Here is a 19,344-nt window from a genome sequence, read left to right as displayed (position 1 = left end):
AGACCCAGCTCCGCCATGCCCCACCTCCGCTCCCGCACCTCGACCCACGGCCGCAACATGGCCGGCGCCCGCGCCCTGTGGCGCGCCACCGGCATGGGCGACGACGACTTCGGGAAACCGATCGTCGCGATCGCGAACTCCTACACGCAGTTCGTGCCGGGCCACGTGCACCTCAAGGACATGGGCGACCTCGTGGCCTCCGCGATCCGGGAGGCGGGGGGCGTGGCCAAGGAGTTCAACACCATCGCGGTCGACGACGGCATCGCGATGGGCCACGACGGCATGCTCTACTCCCTGCCCTCCCGCGACATCATCGCGGACTCCGTGGAGTACATGGTCAACGCCCACCGGGCCGACGCCCTGGTCTGCATCTCCAACTGCGACAAGATCACGCCGGGCATGCTGCTGGCCGCGCTGCGGCTGAACATCCCGGTGGTCTTCGTCTCCGGCGGGCCCATGGAGTCCGGCGAGGGCGTCGAGGGCGTCGTGGAGCACCGCCTGGACCTCGTGGACGCGATGTCCATGGCCGTCGACGAGTCCGTCACCGACGAGCAGCTGGGCCAGATCGAGCGCAACGCCTGCCCCACCTGCGGGTCCTGCTCGGGCATGTTCACCGCCAACTCCATGAACTGCCTCACCGAGGCCCTCGGCCTGTCCCTGCCCGGCAACGGCACCACGCTGGCCACCCAGGTGGCCCGCAAGGAGCTCTTCCTCGAGGCCGGCCGCCGGGTGGTGGACCTGTGCTGCCGGTACTACGAGCAGGACGACGAGTCCGTGCTCCCGCGCAACATCGCCACCAAGGCCGCGTTCGAGAACGCCATGGCCCTGGACATCGCCATGGGCGGATCCACCAACACGATCCTGCACATCCTCGCCGCGGCACAGGAGGGCGAGGTCGACTTCACCCTCCCGGACATCGACGCCCTGTCCCGCCGGGTGCCCTGCCTGTGCAAGGTCGCGCCGAACTCCACCCGGTTCCACATCGAGCACGTGCACCGCGCCGGCGGGATCCCCGCGCTCCTCGGCGAGCTGCGCCGTGCGGGCCTGCTCAACGAGGACGTGCACGCGGTGCACGCCCCGGACCTCGCCACCTGGCTGGACGAGTGGGACGTCCGCAGCGGCCGGTCCTCGGAGCGTGCCCGGGCGCTCTTCCACGCCGCGCCCGGCGGCGTGCGCACCACGCAGGCGTTCTCCACGGCCAACACGTTCGAGTCCCTCGACCTCGACGGCGAGGACGGCTGCATCCGCTCGGTGGAACACGCCTACACGCAGGACGGCGGCCTGGCGATCCTCTACGGCAACATCGCCGAGGACGGGGCGGTCATCAAGACCGCCGGCATCGACGAGGAGCTGTTCCACTTCGTGGGCAGGGCCTTCGTGGTCGAGTCCCAGGACGAGGCCGTCTTCGAGATCCTGTCCAAGAACGTGGAGCCCGGCGACATCGTGGTCATCACCCACGAGGGCCCCAAGGGCGGTCCGGGCATGCAGGAGATGCTCTACCCGACCTCCTACCTCAAGGGTCTCGGCCTCGGCCGGGAGTGCGCGCTCATCACCGACGGCCGCTTCTCCGGCGGCACCTCCGGCCTCTCGATCGGGCACATCTCCCCGGAGGCCGCCGCCGGCGGCGCCGTGGGCCTCATTGAGACCGGCGACGAGATCGAGATCGACGTCGCCCGGCGCGTGCTGCGCGTGAACGTGGACGACGCGACGCTGGCCGCCCGGCGGCAGGCCAGGGGGCCGGCCCCGTGGTACCCCACGAAGCCGCGCGAGCGTCAGGTCTCCAAGGCCCTGCGCGCCTACGCCTCGATGGTCACCTCCGCGGACAAGGGCGCCGTGCGCGTGATCTGACCCGCTCCGGCCCGTGCCGGTCGCCGTCGGCCGTGATCGCGGGGCCCGCGGGGGCATCGAGACGCGGGTCACTTCCACTAGAGTTCCGTCGGGGCGCGCAACCGCTGCGCCCGGTCGTTCACGCGGGCCCCGCAGACCCCACGCCGGGGACCCGCGTCCGTCACAGTTCGGAGCTGCAATGGAACTCGTCACCGATCTCGTGGGCACCCTCGGCGGCTGGGTGTGGAACGTGGTCTTCGCCATCCTCATCGGGGTGGGCCTCTACCTGACCGTCCGCACCGGCGTGGTGCAGCTGCGGCTGGTCCCGGAGATGTTCCGGGTGCTCAACGACAAGCCCGGTCTGGCCGAGGACGGCCAGAAGGGCATCTCCGCGTTCCGTGCCTTCACCGTCTCCGCCGCGTCCCGGGTGGGCACCGGCAACATCGCCGGCGTCGCGATCGCCATCAGCCTGGGCGGGCCGGGCGCCGTGTTCTGGATGTGGGTGATCGCCGGCATCGGCGCGGCCAGCGCGTTCACGGAGTCCCTGCTGGGCCAGCTCTACAAGATCAAGGCGCCCACCGGCTACGTGGGCGGGCCCGCCTACTACATGGAGCGCGGCCTCGGCGCGCGCTGGATGGGGCTGCTCTTCGCGGTCGTCATCACCCTCACCTACGGGTTCGTGTTCAACTCCGTGCAGTCCAACTCGATCGTGGACGCGCTCGGCGGCTCCCTCGGCGTGGACATCGCCGCGGCGGAGGCCCTGTGGTTCCGGATCCTGGTCGGCGCCGTGCTCGTGGGGCTGACCGCCGCGATCATTTTCGGCGGCATCCGCCGGATCTCCGCGGTCTCCGAGATCGTCGTCCCGATCATGGCGGTGCTCTACCTCCTGCTGGGCCTGCTCGTGGTCTTCCTGAACCTCGGCGAGGTCCCCGCCGTGCTCGGCCGGATCCTCGAGGGGGCCTTCGGCATCCGTGAGTTCGTCACCGGCGGGCTGATCGGCGTCATCATCCAGGGCATGAAGCGCGGCCTGTTCTCCAACGAGGCCGGCATGGGGTCGGCCCCCAACGCCGGCGCCACCGCGTCCGTGTCCCACCCGGCGAAGCAGGGCTTCCTGCAGGCCCTCGGCGTGTACTTCGACACCTGGCTGATCTGCTCGATCACCGCGTTCATCGTGCTCCTCTCCAACCCCGAGTTCGGCGGCCGGGAGGGCGCGTCCCTGACCCAGTCCGCGCTGGCCCTGCAGCTGGGCAGCTGGGCGGTGCACTTCCTGACCGTGGCGATCTTCCTGTTCGCGTTCACGTCCGTGATCGGCAACTACTACTACGGCGAGTCCAACGTTCGCTTCCTCACGGGCTCGCCCGCGGCGATGACCGCCTACCGCGTGCTCGTGCTGGTGTTCGTCTTCGGCGGCGCCGTGCTGGCCCTGGACCTCGTCTGGTCCCTGGCCGACCTGTTCATGGCGGTCATGGCCACCATCAACCTGGTGGCCCTGGTCCTGCTCGCCGGCGTGGCCGTCCGGGTGCTCCGGAACTACGAGGCCCAGCGCAAGCAGGGGCTCGAGCCGATCTTCCACAGCGGCGACGTCCCGGGCCTGTCCGGGCTCGGCGCGTGGGACGGCACCGACGTGGTCACCACCCGCGGCTACTGGGAGGAGCTGGCGCAGAAGCCCACGAGGACCCGCTGACGGGCACGGAGCAACAGGCCGGGGCCGGGACCGCGTGGCGGCCCCGGCCCCGGCCCATCTACAGTGGGGCCATGGAATCTCGTACGGACATCGACGCCTCGGCCCTGCGACAGCTGCAGGCCCCCCTTAAGGAACACTACCGGGAGCACCCCGAGGAGGCCCGCACGCCCCTGGGCGCCCGCGGCGACTTCCGCGACCCCGGGCTCACGAGCACCGTCGACACGTGGGCCGGGCCGGTGCGGGCCGGCCTGCACGCCGCCACCGGCGGTGACGGCAGCGACGCCTGCTCCGGGGACATGCTCCTCGACGCGCTCGCAGCCTGCGCGGGCGTGACCCTGCGCAGCGTGGCGACGGCCATGGGCGTGCCGATCCGGTCGGCCGAGCTCCGCGCGGAGGGCATGTTCGACGCCCGCGGGACGCTGGGCCTGGACCGGTCCGTGGCCGTGGGGGTCCAGGACGTCGTCCTCACCGTCCGCCTCGACACCGACGCCGACGACGCCACTCTCCAGCGGCTGGCCAAGTCGACCGAGCGGTACTGCGTGGTCAGCCAGAGCCTGAACACGGACGTGGCGTTCGTCGTCGAGCGCGTGTAGCGGCCGCACCCTCGCCGGACGCGGAACGGCTCCGTGCGCCCCGGGGCGCACGGAGCCGTTCCGCGTTCAGGACAGGACCTGGCGCTTCGACGAGATGACCCCGGTGTTGAAGCCGGCCAGGTGGAGCCCGCCGTGGAAGCGGGCGTGCTCGATCTTCAGGCAGCGGTCCATGACCACGGAGAGCCCGCCCTCCTCGGCGATCCGGGCGGCCTCCTCGTGCCAGGACCCCAGCTGCAGCCACAGGGTCCTCGCCCCGACGGCCACGGCCTCGCGGGCCACGCCGGGGAGATCGTCGTGGCGCCGGAACGCGTCGACGACGTCGGGAGTCTCCGGCAGGTCCGCGAGGGACGGGTAGACGGGCCGGCCCATGATCTCCCGCAGCGTCGGGTTGACGAAGTACACCCGGTACGGCGAGGAGGACAGCAGGTAGGTCGAGACGAAGTAGGAGGCGCGGGACGGCTTGTCGGACGCGCCCACGACGGCGATCGACTCGGTGCCGTGCAGGATGCTCAGCCGCTCGGGCGCGCTCGGCCCCGTCCACGTGCGGGTCTCGGCGGTCATCGGAGCGCTCCTTCGGTCGTGACGTCGGCAGGGACGTCGGCAGCGGCGGTGTCGTCGGCGGTGGCACCGGCCGGGGCGCCGGCCGCGCGGCCGGGGGTCTCCCGAGGCAGGCCCGTGGCCGCCGTGAGGGCCTGGTCGAGGTCCCAGAGGATGTCCTCGACGTCCTCGAGGCCCACCGACAGGCGGATGAGGTCCTCCCGCACCCCCGCGCCGACCAGCTGCTCGGCGCTCAGCTGCTGGTGCGTGGTCGAGGCGGGGTGCAGGACGAGGGTGCGGGCGTCGCCGATGTTGGCGAGGTGGCTGGCCAGCTGCAGGTTCTCGATGAAGCGCGCGCCGACCTCCCGCCCTCCGAGTCGGTCCGTGGGGGAGACCCCGAACGCGAACACGGAGCCCGGGCCGAGGGGCAGGTACCGCCGGGCCCGCTCGTGGTGGGGGTGGCTCGGCAGCCCGGCCCAGTTGACGTAGGAGACCCGGGGGTCCTCCTCCAGCCACCGCGCGACGGCCCGCGCGTTGGCCAGGTGCGCGTCCATGCGCTGCGGCAGCGTCTCCACGCCCTGGAGCAGGTTCCAGGCAGACTGGGGCGCCAGGGCGGGGCCGATGTCCCGCAGCTGCTCGGTGCGCAGCCGGGTCAGGAATCCGTACTCCCCGAAGTTCCCCCACCAGGTGACGTCGTTGTACGTGGGCACCGGCTCCGTCATGGACGGGAAGTTGCCGTTCGCCCAGTCGAAGCGGCCGGACTCGACGACGACCCCGCCCAGCGTGGTGCCGTGCCCGCCCAGGAACTTGGTGGCCGAGTGGATGACGATGTCCGCCCCGTGCTCGATCGGGCGGACCAGGTACGGCGGGGTCATGGTCGAGTCGACGACCAGCGGCACGCCGGCTTCGTGCGCGACCGCCGCCAGGCCCTCCAGGTCCGCGACGTCGCCGGAGGGGTTGGCCACGACCTCCGTGTAGACGGCCTTGGTGCCCGGGCGCACCGCCGCCCGGTAGTCGGCGGGGTCGGTGCCGGGGACGAACGTGGTCTCGATCCCGAAGCGGCGCAGGGTGACGTCCAGCTGGGTGACCGTGCCCCCGTAGAGCTGGGCGGAGGCCACGATGTGGTCCCCGGCCTGGGCGAGCGCGGCGAACACGAGGAACTCGGCGGACATGCCGGAGGCGGTGGCCACGGCGCCGATGCCGCCCTCGAGGGACGCGATGCGCTCCTCGAACGCCGCGACGGTCGGGTTGCCGATGCGGGAGTAGATGTTGCCGTACTTCTGCAGGGCGAACAGGTTGGCGGCGTCGTCGGCGTCCTTGAAGACGAACGAGGTGGTCTGGTAGATCGGGACCGCGCGGGCGCCGTGCTCGGCGTCGGGGGTGCCCCCGGCGTGCAGGGCGCGGGTGCGGAACCCGAACTGGTGGTCGGCCATGGGGAAGCTCCTCGTGCGAGTGGTGCCGCTGGACGGTCCCGGGCGTCAGGAGGGTCCCGGCGGGGGTGCCGGGGGTGCGGTGCCCCATCGGTCCTGGCGGTAGCACCGTGCGGTCTGCGACGTCGACCACGGTTGCTGCGGCGTCGTCGGTCCAGGTCCCTCGGCCGCTCGGGATGGCTGCCTCCCATTGTGCTGCCCGGGGCCGCCCCGCGCCAACCGCGGGCCCGGGGCGGGCCGCCCGCACACCGGGCGGGCCGGCCGGGGCGCTATGATCTGCGCCATGCGCGGAAGGCGCCCGCCTTTCCCGCGCCCACGACGCTGCGGAGGACCTGGTGACGAGGACACGGCACTACACCATCGACGTGATCGCCGGCGACGGCATCGGCCAGGAGGTCATGCCGTCCGCGCTGCGCTGCGTCGACGCGCTGGCGCAGGCGCACGGCTTCACCGTCGACTGGCGCGAACGGGGGTGGGGCTCCGACCACTACCGGGCCCACTCCCGGATGATGCCCGTCGACGGCATCGAGCAGCTCGCCTCCGGCGACGGCGTCCTGCTCGGGGCGGTGGGCGCCCCTGACATCCCCGACGACGTCACCCTGTGGGGCCTGCTGATCCCCATCCGCCGCGAGTTCCACCAGTACGTCAACCTCCGGCCGATCCGGATCCTCCCGGGCGTGACCTCGCCCCTGCGCGGGCTCGACGAGCTGGACCTCGTCGTCGTCCGCGAGAACATCGAGGGCGAGTACTCCGAGGTCGGCGGCCGGCTCTACCGCGGCCGGCCCGAGGAGATGGCCGTCCAGGAGTCCGTGTTCACCCGCGCCGGCGTCACCCGGATCGCTCGCTACGCCGCCGAGCTGGCCCAGCGCCGCACGGGCCGGCTGGTCTCGGCCACGAAGTCCAACGGCATCATCCACACCATGCCGTTCTGGGACGAGGTCGTGGAGGCCACGGTCGCCGAGTACCCGGGCGTGACGGTCGAGAAGGTTCTCATCGACGCGCTGGCCGCCCGGATGGTCCTCAAGCCGCGGAGCGTCGACGTGATCGTCGCCTCCAACCTCTTCGGCGACATCCTCTCCGACCTCGCCGCCGGGGCCGCCGGCTCGATCGGTGTCGCACCCAGCGCGAACCTGAACCCGGAGAAGTCCCACCCGTCCATGTTCGAGCCGGTGCACGGCTCCGCCCCCGACATCGCAGGACAGGGCATCGCCAACCCCGTGGGCACGATGTGGGCGGCCGCCATGATGCTGGACCACCTCGGGGAGACCGGGGCGGCCCGGCACCTGGAGTCCGCCTTCGAGCAGGCCCTGGCCGACGGCACCCGCACCGGCGACCTCGGCGGGACGGCGAGCACGGAGCAGTTCACGCAGGCCGTGCTGGCCCGATGCACCATCGCGCCCTGACGGCGCCGGTGGCACGACCAGGGGGCCCGTGGACACCACGGGCCCCCTGTGCCGGGACGAGGACGGGCTAGATCACCAGGCCCAGGGCGAAGGGCCCGATGAGCACGGTGAAGATCGTGATCAGGATGACGCCCACGATGTTGAGGACGATGCCGCCGCGCACCATCTCGGCGATCTTGACCTGGCCGGTGGCGAAGACGATGGCGTTGGGCGGAGTGCCCACGGGGAGCATGAACGCGCACGTGGCCGCCAGCGCCGCCGGGATGAGCAGCGTCATGGGATCCACTCCGATGCCGACGGCGACGCCGCCCAGGATCGGGATGAAGGTGGCCGCCGTGGCGGTGTTGGACGTGATCTCGGTCAGGAGCAGGACGATCGTGACCACCGCCGCGAGCAGCAGGACGATCGGCAGCGCACCGAGCCCGGAGACCTGCGCGCCGAACCAGGCGTCCAGGCCCGTGCCGGCCACGGCGGCGGCGAGCGACAGGCCGCCGCCGAAGAGCAGGAGCACGCCCCACGGGAGGCCCTCCTCGGCGTCCTTCCACTCCAGGGTCATGTTGCCCTGCTTGTCCCCGGGGAGCAGGAAGAGCAGCACGCCGGCGCCGATGGCGACCACCGTGTCGTCGAAGAGGTCCAGCCAGGGCAGCTGCTCGCCGATGGTGCCGATGCCGGACAGCAGCCCCGGGACGATCCAGAAGAACGCCGCGATGACGAACACGGCGAGGACGGTCCTCTCGCCCTTGCTCATGGGCCCCAGGGCGGCGATCTCCTGGTTGATCAGCTCCTTGCCGCCGGGCACCTCCGCCAGGTTGAAGCGGAAGATGACGCGGGTGATGAGCAGCCAGGCGAGACCGATGAAGACCACCACGATCGGCACGCCGAGCATCATCCACTGCGCAAAGCCCACGGTCCGGTCCAGCTCGTCGCTGATGTAGCCGGCCACGATGGCGTTGGGCGGGGAGCCCAGCAGGGTGCCGAGGCCGCCGATGGTGGCGGCCCAGGCGATCGCCAGGACCAGGGCCACGCCGAACAGGCGCACGTCGCGGTCGTCGATGACGTCGCTGATGGCCTTGCCGCCGCGGATGTCCTCGGTCATGGCGTCGGACTCCGCCTGGGTGCCGGCGTTGCGGCTGTTCTCGACCACCAGGGTCAGCACGGAGAGCCCGATCGGCAGCATCATCAGCGTGGTCGCGGTGTTGGAGACCCACATGGAGAGGAAGGCCGTGGAGATCATCAGGCCGAGGATGATCTGCCGCGGGTGGGTGCCCACCCGGCGCAGGGTCAGCAGCGCGATCCGGCGGTGCAGGTTCCACTTCTGCATGGCGATCGCGATGAGGAAGCCGCCGAGGAACAGGAACACGATCGGGTTGGCGTAGGGTGCGGTCGTCTCGGCCACGGTGAGCGCCGTGAGCACCGGGAAGAGCACGATGGGCAGCAGCGAGGTGATGGACAGCGGCACCGCCTCGGTCATCCACCAGACCGCCATCAGCGTGGCGACCGCACCCACCACCCGGGCGTCGGCCGAGACGTCCGCGCCGCCGAGCAGGAACCAGACCAGGAAGGCCAGCAGCAGGCCGAGGCCGCGGAAGAGCCAGGTCTTCGCCGCCGGACGGGCAGGTTCGCGGTCGTCGGGTTCGTAGTCGAACTCGCCCTGCTCGGGGACGATCTTTCCGGGGCGCTCGCTCATGTGATCCACCTCATGGTCTCGGGGGTGTGCCCGAAAGGTAGCAGTCACGTCACCGGGCGGCAAGGCGCGCCGCGCCGGGTCATCCGGGGTCCGGGGTGTCCCTGCTCCGGCGCGGGAAACGGTTGCGCAGGTTCTCCTGCGCCACCGCGGAGAGGTTCTCGATCGGCAGCCCGGCCGGGCAGACCTCCACGCAGTCGCCGAGCAAGGAGCAGGGCCCGAACTGCTCCTCGGAGGCGTCGATCACCCGGGCGGAACGCTCCCGGCGCTCGGCGTCGTCCTTGGCCAGCGGCGGCAGCTCCCGCAGCATCGTGCCCACGAACAGCTGGCCGGACCCGTTGGGGCAGGACGCCACGCACGCCCCGCAGCTGATGCAGCCGCCGTTGGCCAGGGCCTTCATCGCCACCGGGAACTTGCCCGCCTTCGCCACGAGGCGCAGCGCCTTCTTGTCCACGGAGAGGTCCCGCTTGACCGGGAAGGACGCCGCCCGCAGCGGCTCGATGCGCACGCGGTCCCCGTCCCGGTAGGCCCCCAGGTGCTGCATGCAGCTCGCGGCGTTGCGCTCGGGGCCGTGCGCCACGCCGTCGACCGTCACCCCGCACTTGCCGCAGACCCCTTCGCGGCAGCCGTCGTCGAAGACCACCGGGTCCTCGCCGGAGGCCTCCAGCTGCGCGTTGATCCGGTCGAGCAGCTCGAGCACGGTCATGTCGGGGCTCGCGTCCGGGACGTCGTAGGCCGTGAAGTCCCCGGGCTCCTCCGGGGAGGGCTGGCGCCACACGTCCACGGTCAGGGAGAAGGTGCTCACTCGCTCGGGTCCTTGTCGTCTCGAAGAAAGTCGTCTCGAAGAAGGTCGTCCTGCAGGAGGTCGTCCCGCAGCAGGGCGTCCCGCGGGAGGTCGTCCCGCAGGCGGGGGAGGGCGGCCACGGGGCTCAGCGCACCGCGCGGGTCAGCACGGCCACCGGGATCGTGGTGTTGCCGGCGGCCACCGCGGCGCCGAACGCGTTCGCGGCGATCCGCAGCCGCCGCTGGAAGCGCCGGTCACCGCCCACGCCCACGTCGTTGGCGATCTCCGGGATGCCGTGCACCAGGTGGGCGGCCAGCGCCGCCATGGACAGGGCGTAGGCGGCGGCCACCGGCGGGCGGGAGAGGCTGGCCACGAGGTTGGCGTGGGCGCTGCCGTGCTCGAACCCCCGGGCCGCGGCGGGCCGGGCGCCCAGGGTCAGGTCGAGCACGTGGAAGAGGGTGAACAGCCCGAGCACGCCGCCCGTGCTGCGCATCGAGCGCTTCGCCACCGTCCACGGGGAGCGACGACGACCCCGCGGACGCCGGCCGGTGCGCCGCAGCAGCGTCCCGTTCGCCGCCCAGGACCGCGCGGTGAGCACCGCGGCGGCGCCCGTGTGGACCACGAGGCCGGCGGCGAGCACGCCGCGGGCCGCCCAGAGCACCGTGCCGCGCGGCAGCACGGGGGCGCCCGCCGTGCGGAGGAGCTCGGCGTAGGCGTCGAACTTCTCGGCGCCCTGGTAGACCTTCAGGTTCCCCAGCATGTGCACCAGCACGTAGCCCGAGAACAGGGCGCCGGAGGCGGCCATCGCGAGCTTGAGGTCGGTGTTCGGCAGGGCGGGCAGCAGCCCGTCCGGCGCGGAGCGGGCCGTGCCTGCGGGGCGGGGGGAGTCGTTCACGGCATTCATCCTAGGGGCGGTGCGGGCTGAGACGTCACAAGTCTCAACGTGCTTGCGGAGAGGGTCGCGGACCGTCACGGAGCCGCGCCGAGGGGTCGTTCTCCGCCTCCGCGCCCGCCTCCGCGCCGGCCTCCGCGTCGGCGCGAGGGGTTGTTTTCCGCCGGTGTGAGGAGCTCATTCCGACCGAAAGCGACCCCTCGCGTCGGGGTCTACCGCCGTGCGGCCAGGACGCCGGCGATGCGCTCGAGCGACTCCTCGTTCTGCAGCGAGGACCGGTCGCCGAGCGGGGCGCCCTCCCACAGCTGCGCGAGCAGCCGCCGGGTGATCTTCCCGGACCGGGTCTTCGGCAGGTCGGGGACCGCCACGACCGCCCGCGGCTTGGCGATCGGCCCGATCTCGTGCGCCACGTGCTCGCGCAGGGCCGCGGTCAGCTCCTCCGCCGGGACCCGGGCGGCCTCGGGGGTCAGCACCACGTAGGCAAGCACCGCGTGCCCGGTCAGCTCGTCGCGCACCGGAGCCGCGCCGGCCTCCACCACCCACGGGTGGGTGACGAGCGCCGACTCGATCTCGATGGTGGACAGCCGGTGCCCGGAGACGTTGATGACGTCGTCGACCCGCCCCAGGATGTAGATGTCCCCCTCCTCGTCGTAGCGGGCGCCGTCCCCGGCGAGGAACCAGCCCTGCTCCGCGTAGGACTCCCAGTAGGAGGACAGGTAGCGCTGCGGGTCGCCCCACACGGTGCGGGCCATCGAGGGACCGGTCCGGTCCACCACCACGAAGCCCTGCACCCCGGGCGGGACCGTCTCCCCGGCCTCGTCGACCACGCGGGTGGAGATCCCCGGCACCGCCCGGGTCGCGCAGCCGGGCTTGAGCGCGGTGCGCGGGGCTCCGTCGTCGAACGTCCCCGGGGGCGCGAACTGGGGGTCGTGCGGACGCGGGGACATCACGGTGGCGCCGGTCTCGGACTGCCACCACGTGTCCACGAACGGCACCTCGTCCCTGCCCAGCTGCGCGCGCAGCCAGCGCCAGGCCTCAGGGTTGATCGACTCGCCCACGGAGCCGAGCAGCCGGATCGAGTTGAGGTTGTAGAGCGGCGGGACGCCCTTCGGGAACGCGCCCATCAGGGAGCGGATCAGCGTGGGCGCCGTGTAGTAGGCGGTGACCCCGTAGCGCTCGACGACCTCGAAGTGCCGGCCCCAGTGCGGGGTGTTCGGGGTGCCCTCGTAGATCACCTCGGACACGCCGTTGACCAGCGGCCCGTAGATCTCGTAGGTGTGCGCGGTGACCCACGCGAGGTCCGCGGTGCACCAGTGGACGGTCGAGTCCACCTTCGCGGGGTCGTTGACGGTGGCCAGCTCGTCCGGGCGCAGTCCGCCGTCCTCGTCCTCGACGTCGGGCAGCAGGTCGAACAGCAGCGCGTGGGTGTAGGCGGTCTGCACGAGGTAGCCGCCCATCGTGTGCACCAGGCCCTTGGGTCGTCCGGTGGTCCCGGAGGTGTAGATGATGAACAGCGGCGTCTCGGCGTCGAACGCCTCGGGCATGTGCACGTCGGACTGCTCGGCGACCAGCTCGTGCCACCACACGTCCCGCCCGCGCGTCCACGGGACCGCGTCCTCCTCCTTCGAGTGCGTCCCCCGGGTGCCCCGCGGCAGGTCCGTGCGCCCGGGCCGGGAGGTGCGGCGCACGACGACGACGTGCTCGACCGCGTTGTCGCCGCTGCAGGCCTCGTCGGCCACGGCCTTCACGGGCACCACGGCGCCGCGCCGGTGCTGCCCGTCCGTGGTCACGAGGACCTTGGCGCCGGTGTCCTCGACGCGGAAGCGCAGCGCCTCGGCGGAGAACCCCCCGAAGACCAGGGAGTGCACCGCGCCGATGCGGGCGCAGGCCAGCGTGATGATGACGGTCTCCGGGATGACGGGGAGGTAGATCACCACCCGGTCGCCCTGCTCCACGCCCAGCGCGAGCAGGGCGTTGGCGGCGCGGGAGACCTCCCGCTGCAGGTCGGCGTAGGTGTAGACCAGCCGGTCCCCGGGCTCCCCCTCGAAGTACAGGGCCACGTGGGCGCCGCGGCCGGCCTCGACGTGGCGGTCCACGCAGTTGTGGGCCACGTTGAGCCTGCCGCCCTCGAACCAGGCGATCTCCGGGACCGACCAGGTGGGGCCGCCCTGCTCGTCCGTCCCGAGCCGCCGCGGGGCCTCGAAGCGGTGCGCGGTGGTCCACGGCCGCGCCCAGTCGAGGCGCGACGCCTGCGCCTCCCAGAAGGCGATCCGGGCCTCGTCCGAGACCAGGGCGGGATTGGGGGTGGGGGAGGAGGGGTCGCTCCAGCTGAAGCTCACGGTGCTGCTGTCCTTTCCGGTCGGCACGGACGACGGTTCCACTGTGCCAGGCGCACGTGTCAGGCCCATTTCTTGGCGGCCCACTTCTCGAAGACCCCCAGCAGCGCGTCCGTCGCCTTGCCGAGCACCGCGAGCAGCACGATGGCGAGGAGCAGGCGGTCGGTGCGGCCGTTGTTCTGCGAGTCGGTGAGCAGCCAGCCCAGTCCCATGGAGGCGCCCAGCAGCTCGGCGGCCACGAGGAACAGCCACGCCTGGGCCAGGGCCAGTCGCAGCCCCGAGATGACCGACGGCATGACGGCCGGCAGCTGCACCGTGGTGAGCAGGCGCAGCCCGTGCAGCCCGAACGCCCGCGCCGCCTCGATGAGGTTGCGGTCCACGTGCTGCAGGGCCGCGGAGACCGTGGTGTAGACCGGGAAGAACGCGCCGATGGCCACCAGCGTGACCTTGGAGTCCTCGCCGAGACCGATCCACAGCAGCAGCAGCGGCACCCACGCCAGGGACGGCACCGCGCGGAACGCCCCGATCGTGGGGCCCACCAACGTGGAGCCCCAGCGGGAGAGGCCGATGAAGGACCCGGCCACGAGGCCGAGCCCGGCGCCGATCAGGAAGCCGATCAGCACGCGCTGGGTCGAGATGCCCACGTGGGTCCACAGGTCCCCGCCGGCCAGCAGGCCGATCCCGGCCTCGAGCACCGCGAGCGGGGCCGGCAGCTGCACGGCGCTGAAGACCCCGGCGGTGGACAGCACGTGCCACAGCACCAGCAGCGCGGCGGGCAGCAGCAGGCCCAGCCCGGTGCGCAGCAGCGGCCGCCGCCGGGGGGCCGCGGCGGGGGCGTCCTCGAGACGCTGCGCCTCCTCGGCGGGGGCCAGTGGCTGCGTCACTGCCCGTCCCCGACCAGCTCGGCCGCGCGGGAGGCGTCGGCGTTCTCGGCGTAGGAGCTCTCCACGATGCTCCCGAGCGCCTCGTCGATCTGCTCCTGGTCGGCCACGTCGTCGGACTCCACGAAGATCGGCCCGACCTTCTCGAGGACCGCCAGCTGCTCGTCGCCCGGCACGTGGTCGATGTCCAGGTTGGTGCGCTCGAGCACCTTCTCGGCCACGGACAGCTCGATCCCGGCCGCCTCGGCGAGCAGCTGCGCGGTCTCCTCCGTGTTCTCCTGCGCCCACTGCCGGGCGTAGGCGTAGACGTCCACCACGGTCTGGGCGGCCTCGGGCTGCTCCTCGAGGAAGCTCTCGTGGGCGTTGAGGAAGCCGTAGGTGTTGAAGTCGACGTTGCGGTAGAACAGCTCCGCGCCGTTCTCCTCCGCGGCGGCCATGATCGGGTCGAGCCCGGACCAGGCGTCCACCTGGCCGTTCTCCAGGGCGGCGCGGCCGTCGGCGTGCTGCAGGTTCTGGATCGTGACGTCCTCGGCGTCCACCCCGGCCTCGTCGAGGGCCTGGAGCAGGAAGAAGTACGGGTCGGTGCCCTTGGTCGCGGCCACGGTGCGGCCCTCGAGGTCCGCGACCTCCTGCACCTCGCTGCCGGCGGTGGTGACGAGGGCGGACCACTCCGGCTGCGAGTAGAGGTCGATCACCCGGATCGGGGTGCCGTTGCTGCGGGCCAGCAGCGCCGCGGAGCCCGCGGTGGAGCCGATGTCCACCGCCTCCGCGCGCAGCGCCTCGTTGGCCTTGTTCGACCCGGCGGACTGCACCCACTCCACCTCGATGCCCTCCTCGGCGAACGCGGTCTCGAGCCAGCCCTTCTCCTTGATCACCACGGAGAGCGGGTTGTAGGTGGCCCAGTCCACGCGGACGGTGCCGTCCCCGGCGGCCTCCGCGGGCGGCTCGCCGGAGCCCTCGCCGGCCATGCACCCGGTCAGGCCGAGGGCCAGGACGGCGGCGAGTGCGGGGATGGTGCGGGCGGAGCGCTGGGGCAGGGGCATGGCGGAGCCTTTCGTGGTGGACGGACGGTGCCGGGCGGCGCGGGCGGGTGCCGCCGCTGGTCCGGGGAGGGGAGTCGGGGTGGGGGCAGCCGCGTCAGCGGGTCGCGGGGTGGTGGGTGTCGACGCCGAGGTGGCCGAGGAGCTGCACGCGCAGCTCGGCGAGGACCTCGGAGGCCCGGTCCCGGGGGCGCTCGCCGGGGACGGCGAGGATCGTGCTGATCGAGGCGGGGGCGGTGGGCCCGGTCCGGCCCAGGACCACGATCCGGTCCGCGAGCTGCAGCGCCTCGTCGACGTCGTGGGTGACGAGCAGGACGGTGGTGGGCTGGGCCGCGTGGATCGTGAGCAGCAGGTCCTGCATCTTCAGGCGGGTCAGGGCGTCGAGCGCGCCGAAGGGCTCGTCGAGCAGCAGGACCCCGGGATTGCGGGCCAGGGCCCGGGCCAGGGACGCGCGCTGGGCCATGCCGCCGGAGATCGCGCGGGGACGGTGGCCGGCGTGCGCGGTGAGCCCCACCAGGCGCAGCAGGTCGTCGATCACGGCGTCCCCCTCGTCCCGGGGGATTCCGCGGGACAGGCCCAGGCGGACGTTCTCGCGCACCGAGCGCCACGGCAGCAGGCGGGGCTCCTGGAAGGCGACCGCGCAGCGCGGGTCGATGCCGGACACGGGGGTGCCGTCGATGAGCACCCGTCCGGCCGAGGCGGTGTCGAGCCCCGCCGCGGCCCGCAGGAGCGTGGACTTGCCGCACCCCGAGGGCCCCAGGACCGCCAGGACCTCGCCGGGCCGGGCCGTGACGTCGACGTCCTGCAGGACGTGGTGGGTCTCGCGGCCGGACGGGAAGGACTTGCCGACGTGCTCGAAGGCCACGGAGAAGGCGCGCTTCGCGGTGCCCGGTGCGGTGGCCGGCGCAGAGCCCAGCAGGGAAGTGCTCATGATCAACTCCATCGGTCCTGGCATTAGCACCTCGCACGGAGGATCAGACGGATCCGTGCCGGTTGCTGCGACGTCGACGAGCCAGGTCTCTCAGCCGCTCCGGATGGTTACACCACCAATTGAACGTCCTCGGCGTGTTTCCTGGCAAATCCGTCGCATCCGTGATGATCGCGACACATCGCTGGCACGGGAGCCCTCCGTGCCCCACCATGGACCCATGACGAGCCGCAGAAGCCCGGCCCGGGCGGACCTGGTGCGCGACGCCTGCACGGCGTTCGGCGCGGTCCTCGACGGGCTCGGCGACGACGACTCCTGGGCCGCCACGGGCTGCCCGGGGTGGTCGGTCCGGGACCTCACCCACCACTGCGCGATGGACGCCCTGCGCGGGCTGGTCGCCCTGCACACGCCCACCACCGCCCGACCCGACCGGGACGCCGCGACCTACTGGACCGACTGGGGTGGCGATCCCGCGGGGGCCGCCGAGGCCCGGCGCCACACCCGCGTGGCCGCGTCCATGGTCCTGGACTGGGAGCCGGTGCGCGCCCTCCACCGCGAGACCACCCGGGCGCTCGTGCACGCGGCGCAGCACTGCGGCGACGGCGCGGTCCGCACCCAGGGGCACGTGCTGCGCCTCGAGGACCTGCTGAGCACCCTCGCGGTGGAGGCCACGGTGCACCACCTGGACCTGATCCAGCACCTGGACGGCTCCCCGGGTCCCGCCGTGGACGGGCTCGCCGAGGTCCGCCGGGTCCTCACCGACCTGTGGGAGCGGGAACCGCTCGAGCACTGGAGCGACGAGCACTTTGCCCGCGTGGGCACCGGCCGGGCGGAGCTGACCGCCCAGGAGCGTGCGGAGCTGGGCGCGCACGCGGACCTCCTGCCGCTCTTCTCCTGACCCCCCCCTCCGCGAGGTCGCACGTGTCGGCCACCTCGGGCGCCTGAAGTGGCCGACACGTGCGGCCTCGCGGAGGTACACGGAGGAAGAAGGAGAGGAAGCGGGTTCCGTGCCAGGCTGGGGGCATGAGCCGCAACGACCCTGCCGTCATCGACCGCCTCATGACCCGGCCCGGCCGGTGGGCCGTGGTGGGACTGACCGGCAACACGGCCCGTCCGGCGCACTCGGTGGCGAAGCGGATCCGGGACGACCTCGGCATGACGATCGTGCCGGTCAACCCGAAGGGCGAGCCGGTGCACGGCGAGCCCGGCTACCGCACGCTCGCCGAGGTCCCGGGACCGATCGACGTGGTGGACTGCTTCGTGAACTCCCGCCGCGTCGGCGCGGTGGTGGACCAGGCCATCGCCGTGGGCGCCGCCGCGGTGTGGCTGCAGCTGGGCGTCGTCGACGAGGACGCCGCCGCCCGGGCGGAGCGGGCCGGCCTCGACGTGGTCATGGACACCTGCCCCCTGATCGAGCTCCGGTCCCTGCTCCGGCGCGGCTGGACCCTGGACCCGAGCCGGACCCCGCCGCTCGCCCCGCCCGGCTGAACGACCCGGCTGAGCGCCCCGTCGGAGCTGCCCGTACCGGATCGGCACCGTCCCGCTGCCGGCCGGGACCGTCCCCGTGCGGTGGGACCGCACGGGGGTTGCACCCGGTCAGGGGCCACCCGCTAAGCTGTCCCCCGACGACGATGACGAGTCCCGACACGAAGCTCTGGCTGGTCGGGCGGCAACCCTCTCCCGTAGCGGGGTGCCCCAGATGAACATCGGGCCGCGGTGCACGTGCTCCGCGGCAAGTACGGCGCCCACCAGTGCGTCGGACCCGCGGGCAGGTCTCCACGACGCACGGGCGCGGGTCGGCATCGACCCGGGAGGAACACCCCATGAGCAAGCGCATCGCCCTGAACGCCTTCGACATGACCTGCGTGGGCCACCAGGCCCCCGGCCTGTGGAAGCACCCCCGCTCCCGGGCGGACGAGTACAACACGATCGAGTACTGGACGGACGTCGCCCAGGTCCTGGAGAAGGGGCTCTTCGACGCGCTGTTCCTCGCGGACGTCGTCGGGTACTACGACGTCTACCAGAACTCCGCGGCCCCGGTGATCCGGGACGCCACCCAGATCCCGGTCAACGACCCCTTCATGCAGATCTCCGCGATGGCGGCCGTGACGAAGCACCTCGGCTTCGGCGTGACGAGCGCGATCACCTACGAGCAGCCGTACCCGCTCGCCCGGAAGTTCGCGACCCTCGACCACCTCACGAAGGGCCGGATGGGCTTCAACGTGGTGACGTCCTACCTGAAGTCGGCCGCCGAGAACCACGGGCTGACGGAGCAGATCTCCCACGACGAGCGCTACGAGATCGCCGAGGAGTTCATGGAGGTCTGCTACAAGCTCTGGGAGGGCTCCTGGGAGGACGGCGCGGTCCGGCGCGATCGGGTCAACGGGGTCTTCGCCGACCCGGCGCTCGTGCACCCCATCCAGCACCACGGCAAGTACTTCGACGTCCCCGGCATCGGGCTGACCGAGCCGTCCCCGCAGCGCACGCCGCTGATCTTCCAGGCCGGGGCCTCCTCCCGCGGGCGGGCGTTCGCCGGCCGCCACGCGGAGGCGGTGTTCGTGGGCGGCATCCGCCCGGACCTGACCCGGGTGGTGACCGACAAGCTGCGCGACGAGGCGGAGGCCAGCGGCCGGAACCGGGACGACCTCAAGATCTTCGCCATGCTGCACGTGATCGTCGACGAGACCGACGCGAAGGCCGAGCAGAAGCGCCGCGACTACGAGCGGTACGCGGACACCGACGGCGCGCTGGGCCTCGTGGGCGGCTGGTCCGGGCTGGACCTGGGCCGCTACGACGAGAACGACGTCCTGGAGTACATCAAGACCGACTCGATCCAGTCCTTCCTGACCCCCTTCACCACGGCCGACCCGCACAAGAAGTGGACGATCAAGGAGGTCGCCAAGCACATCTCGATGGGCGGCATGGGCGTGCCGATCGTCGGGTCCCCGCAGACCGTGGCCGACGAGCTCGAGCGGTGGATCGACGAGGGCGGGCTGGACGGCATCAACCTCGCCTACCACGTGTCCCCGGGCTCGTTCGAGGACTTCGTGGAGTGGGTCGTGCCGGAGCTGCAGAAGCGCGGCCGCTACCGCACCGGGTACGAGGGCACCACGCTGCGCGAGAACCTCTACGGCGAGGGGCAGACCAAGGTGCTCGGCACCCACCCCGCCGCCGCGTTCCGGGGCGCCTACGCGGGCAAGCCCTCCGCCGCGGACACCCCCGCCCGCCAGCTGGCCCTCTGAACCCCGTCCCCTGACCCCGCGGCCCCGCCGGGAGCACGGGGCAGGGCACGGACGAGGGGCCCCCGCGTGCGGGGGCCCCTCGT

General features: G+C 72.5%; 17 protein-coding genes and 2 riboswitches. Of the genes, 7 read left to right on the top strand and 10 right to left on the bottom strand.

Features of this window, described 5'->3' with window-relative positions; all coding sequences use genetic code 11:
• The first annotated feature begins 15 nt into the window (after nt 1-15).
• From ilvD to RF647_RS02165, 3 genes are all read left to right on the top strand, one after another.
• Nucleotides 16-1,848: a dihydroxy-acid dehydratase gene (gene ilvD / locus RF647_RS02175; protein WP_368810299.1), complete on the top strand. Its 1,833-nt coding sequence runs from the start codon at nt 16-18 to the stop codon at nt 1,846-1,848.
• A gap of 178 nt (nt 1,849-2,026) precedes the next feature.
• Entirely contained in the window at nt 2,027-3,511 is a 1,485-nt protein-coding gene (locus RF647_RS02170) for an alanine/glycine:cation symporter family protein (protein ID WP_368810298.1), read from the top strand.
• 71 nt (nt 3,512-3,582) lie between these two features.
• Nucleotides 3,583-4,104 carry an OsmC family protein gene (locus RF647_RS02165; RefSeq protein ID WP_368810297.1) on the top strand — a complete coding sequence of 174 codons (522 nt, stop codon included), beginning with the start codon at nt 3,583-3,585 and terminating at the stop codon, nt 4,102-4,104.
• A gap of 66 nt (nt 4,105-4,170) precedes the next feature.
• Here RF647_RS02165 and RF647_RS02160 read toward each other — a convergent pair whose 3' ends face one another.
• Both RF647_RS02160 and RF647_RS02155 read right to left on the bottom strand, forming a co-directional pair.
• Entirely contained in the window at nt 4,171-4,665 is a 495-nt protein-coding gene (locus RF647_RS02160; RefSeq protein WP_368810296.1) for a CoA-binding protein, read from the bottom strand.
• Nucleotides 4,662-6,074 carry an O-acetylhomoserine aminocarboxypropyltransferase/cysteine synthase family protein gene (locus RF647_RS02155; RefSeq protein ID WP_368810295.1) on the bottom strand — a complete coding sequence of 471 codons (1,413 nt, stop codon included), beginning with the start codon at nt 6,072-6,074 and terminating at the stop codon, nt 4,662-4,664. The genes RF647_RS02160 and RF647_RS02155 overlap by 4 nt, the downstream gene beginning before the upstream one ends.
• A gap of 332 nt (nt 6,075-6,406) precedes the next feature.
• Between RF647_RS02155 and RF647_RS02150 the strand changes: the two genes are divergently transcribed.
• Nucleotides 6,407-7,474: a tartrate dehydrogenase gene (locus tag RF647_RS02150; RefSeq protein ID WP_368810294.1), complete on the top strand. Its 1,068-nt coding sequence runs from the start codon at nt 6,407-6,409 to the stop codon at nt 7,472-7,474.
• 67 nt (nt 7,475-7,541) lie between these two features.
• Here the strand turns inward: RF647_RS02150 and RF647_RS02145 are convergent, their stop codons facing one another.
• The 8 genes from RF647_RS02145 to RF647_RS02110 all read right to left on the bottom strand — a co-directional run bounded on the left by RF647_RS02145 (nt 7,542) and on the right by RF647_RS02110 (nt 16,022).
• Nucleotides 7,542-9,161 (bottom strand): SLC13 family permease, encoded by a 1,620-nt coding sequence (locus tag RF647_RS02145; RefSeq protein WP_368810293.1) that lies wholly within the window; start codon nt 9,159-9,161, stop codon nt 7,542-7,544.
• A gap of 79 nt (nt 9,162-9,240) precedes the next feature.
• The gene (locus tag RF647_RS02140; RefSeq protein ID WP_368810292.1) at nt 9,241-9,963 is read right to left on the bottom strand and encodes a 2Fe-2S iron-sulfur cluster-binding protein; all 723 of its coding nucleotides are present in this window, start codon (nt 9,961-9,963) and stop codon (nt 9,241-9,243) included.
• On the bottom strand, nt 9,960-10,082 hold the full coding sequence (locus tag RF647_RS02135) for a hypothetical protein (protein ID WP_368810291.1): 123 nt from the start codon (nt 10,080-10,082) through the stop codon (nt 9,960-9,962). Before RF647_RS02135 ends, RF647_RS02140 begins: the two co-directional genes overlap by 4 nt.
• Before the next feature lie 5 nt (nt 10,083-10,087).
• On the bottom strand, nt 10,088-10,846 hold the full coding sequence (locus RF647_RS02130) for a succinate dehydrogenase (RefSeq protein WP_368810290.1): 759 nt from the start codon (nt 10,844-10,846) through the stop codon (nt 10,088-10,090).
• Between the two features lie 200 nt (nt 10,847-11,046).
• Nucleotides 11,047-13,173 (bottom strand): AMP-binding protein, encoded by a 2,127-nt coding sequence (locus RF647_RS02125; RefSeq protein ID WP_368810289.1) that lies wholly within the window; start codon nt 13,171-13,173, stop codon nt 11,047-11,049.
• 59 nt (nt 13,174-13,232) lie between these two features.
• Nucleotides 13,233-14,054, bottom strand: coding sequence for an ABC transporter permease (locus tag RF647_RS02120; protein WP_095649792.1), 822 nt, complete (start codon nt 14,052-14,054; stop codon nt 13,233-13,235).
• On the bottom strand, nt 14,051-15,094 hold the full coding sequence (locus RF647_RS02115) for an aliphatic sulfonate ABC transporter substrate-binding protein (RefSeq protein WP_368810288.1): 1,044 nt from the start codon (nt 15,092-15,094) through the stop codon (nt 14,051-14,053). The genes RF647_RS02120 and RF647_RS02115 overlap by 4 nt, the downstream gene beginning before the upstream one ends.
• A 94-nt stretch (nt 15,095-15,188) precedes the next feature.
• Nucleotides 15,189-16,022 carry an ABC transporter ATP-binding protein gene (locus tag RF647_RS02110; protein ID WP_368810287.1) on the bottom strand — a complete coding sequence of 278 codons (834 nt, stop codon included), beginning with the start codon at nt 16,020-16,022 and terminating at the stop codon, nt 15,189-15,191.
• A gap of 5 nt (nt 16,023-16,027) precedes the next feature.
• Nucleotides 16,028-16,132, bottom strand: a riboswitch (SAM riboswitch).
• Between the two features lie 107 nt (nt 16,133-16,239).
• Here RF647_RS02110 and RF647_RS02105 point away from each other — a divergent pair.
• The 3 genes from RF647_RS02105 (at nt 16,240) to RF647_RS02095 (ending at nt 19,261) form a co-directional block, all read left to right on the top strand.
• Entirely contained in the window at nt 16,240-16,917 is a 678-nt protein-coding gene (locus tag RF647_RS02105; RefSeq protein ID WP_368810286.1) for a maleylpyruvate isomerase N-terminal domain-containing protein, read from the top strand.
• 125 nt (nt 16,918-17,042) lie between these two features.
• The gene (locus RF647_RS02100; RefSeq protein ID WP_368810285.1) at nt 17,043-17,507 is read left to right on the top strand and encodes a CoA-binding protein; all 465 of its coding nucleotides are present in this window, start codon (nt 17,043-17,045) and stop codon (nt 17,505-17,507) included.
• A gap of 142 nt (nt 17,508-17,649) precedes the next feature.
• Nucleotides 17,650-17,764, top strand: a riboswitch (SAM riboswitch).
• A 78-nt stretch (nt 17,765-17,842) separates the two neighbouring features.
• Nucleotides 17,843-19,261, top strand: a complete 1,419-nt coding sequence (locus RF647_RS02095; protein WP_368810284.1) for an LLM class flavin-dependent oxidoreductase — start codon at nt 17,843-17,845, stop codon at nt 19,259-19,261.
• Nucleotides 19,262-19,344 lie beyond the last annotated feature (83 nt).

It is taken from the genome of Kocuria sp. CPCC 205263 (assembly GCF_040981075.1).
In the GTDB taxonomy this organism is placed as follows: domain Bacteria; phylum Actinomycetota; class Actinomycetes; order Actinomycetales; family Micrococcaceae; genus Kocuria; species Kocuria rosea.
This window is presented reverse-complemented; position numbering and strand designations above follow the sequence as displayed.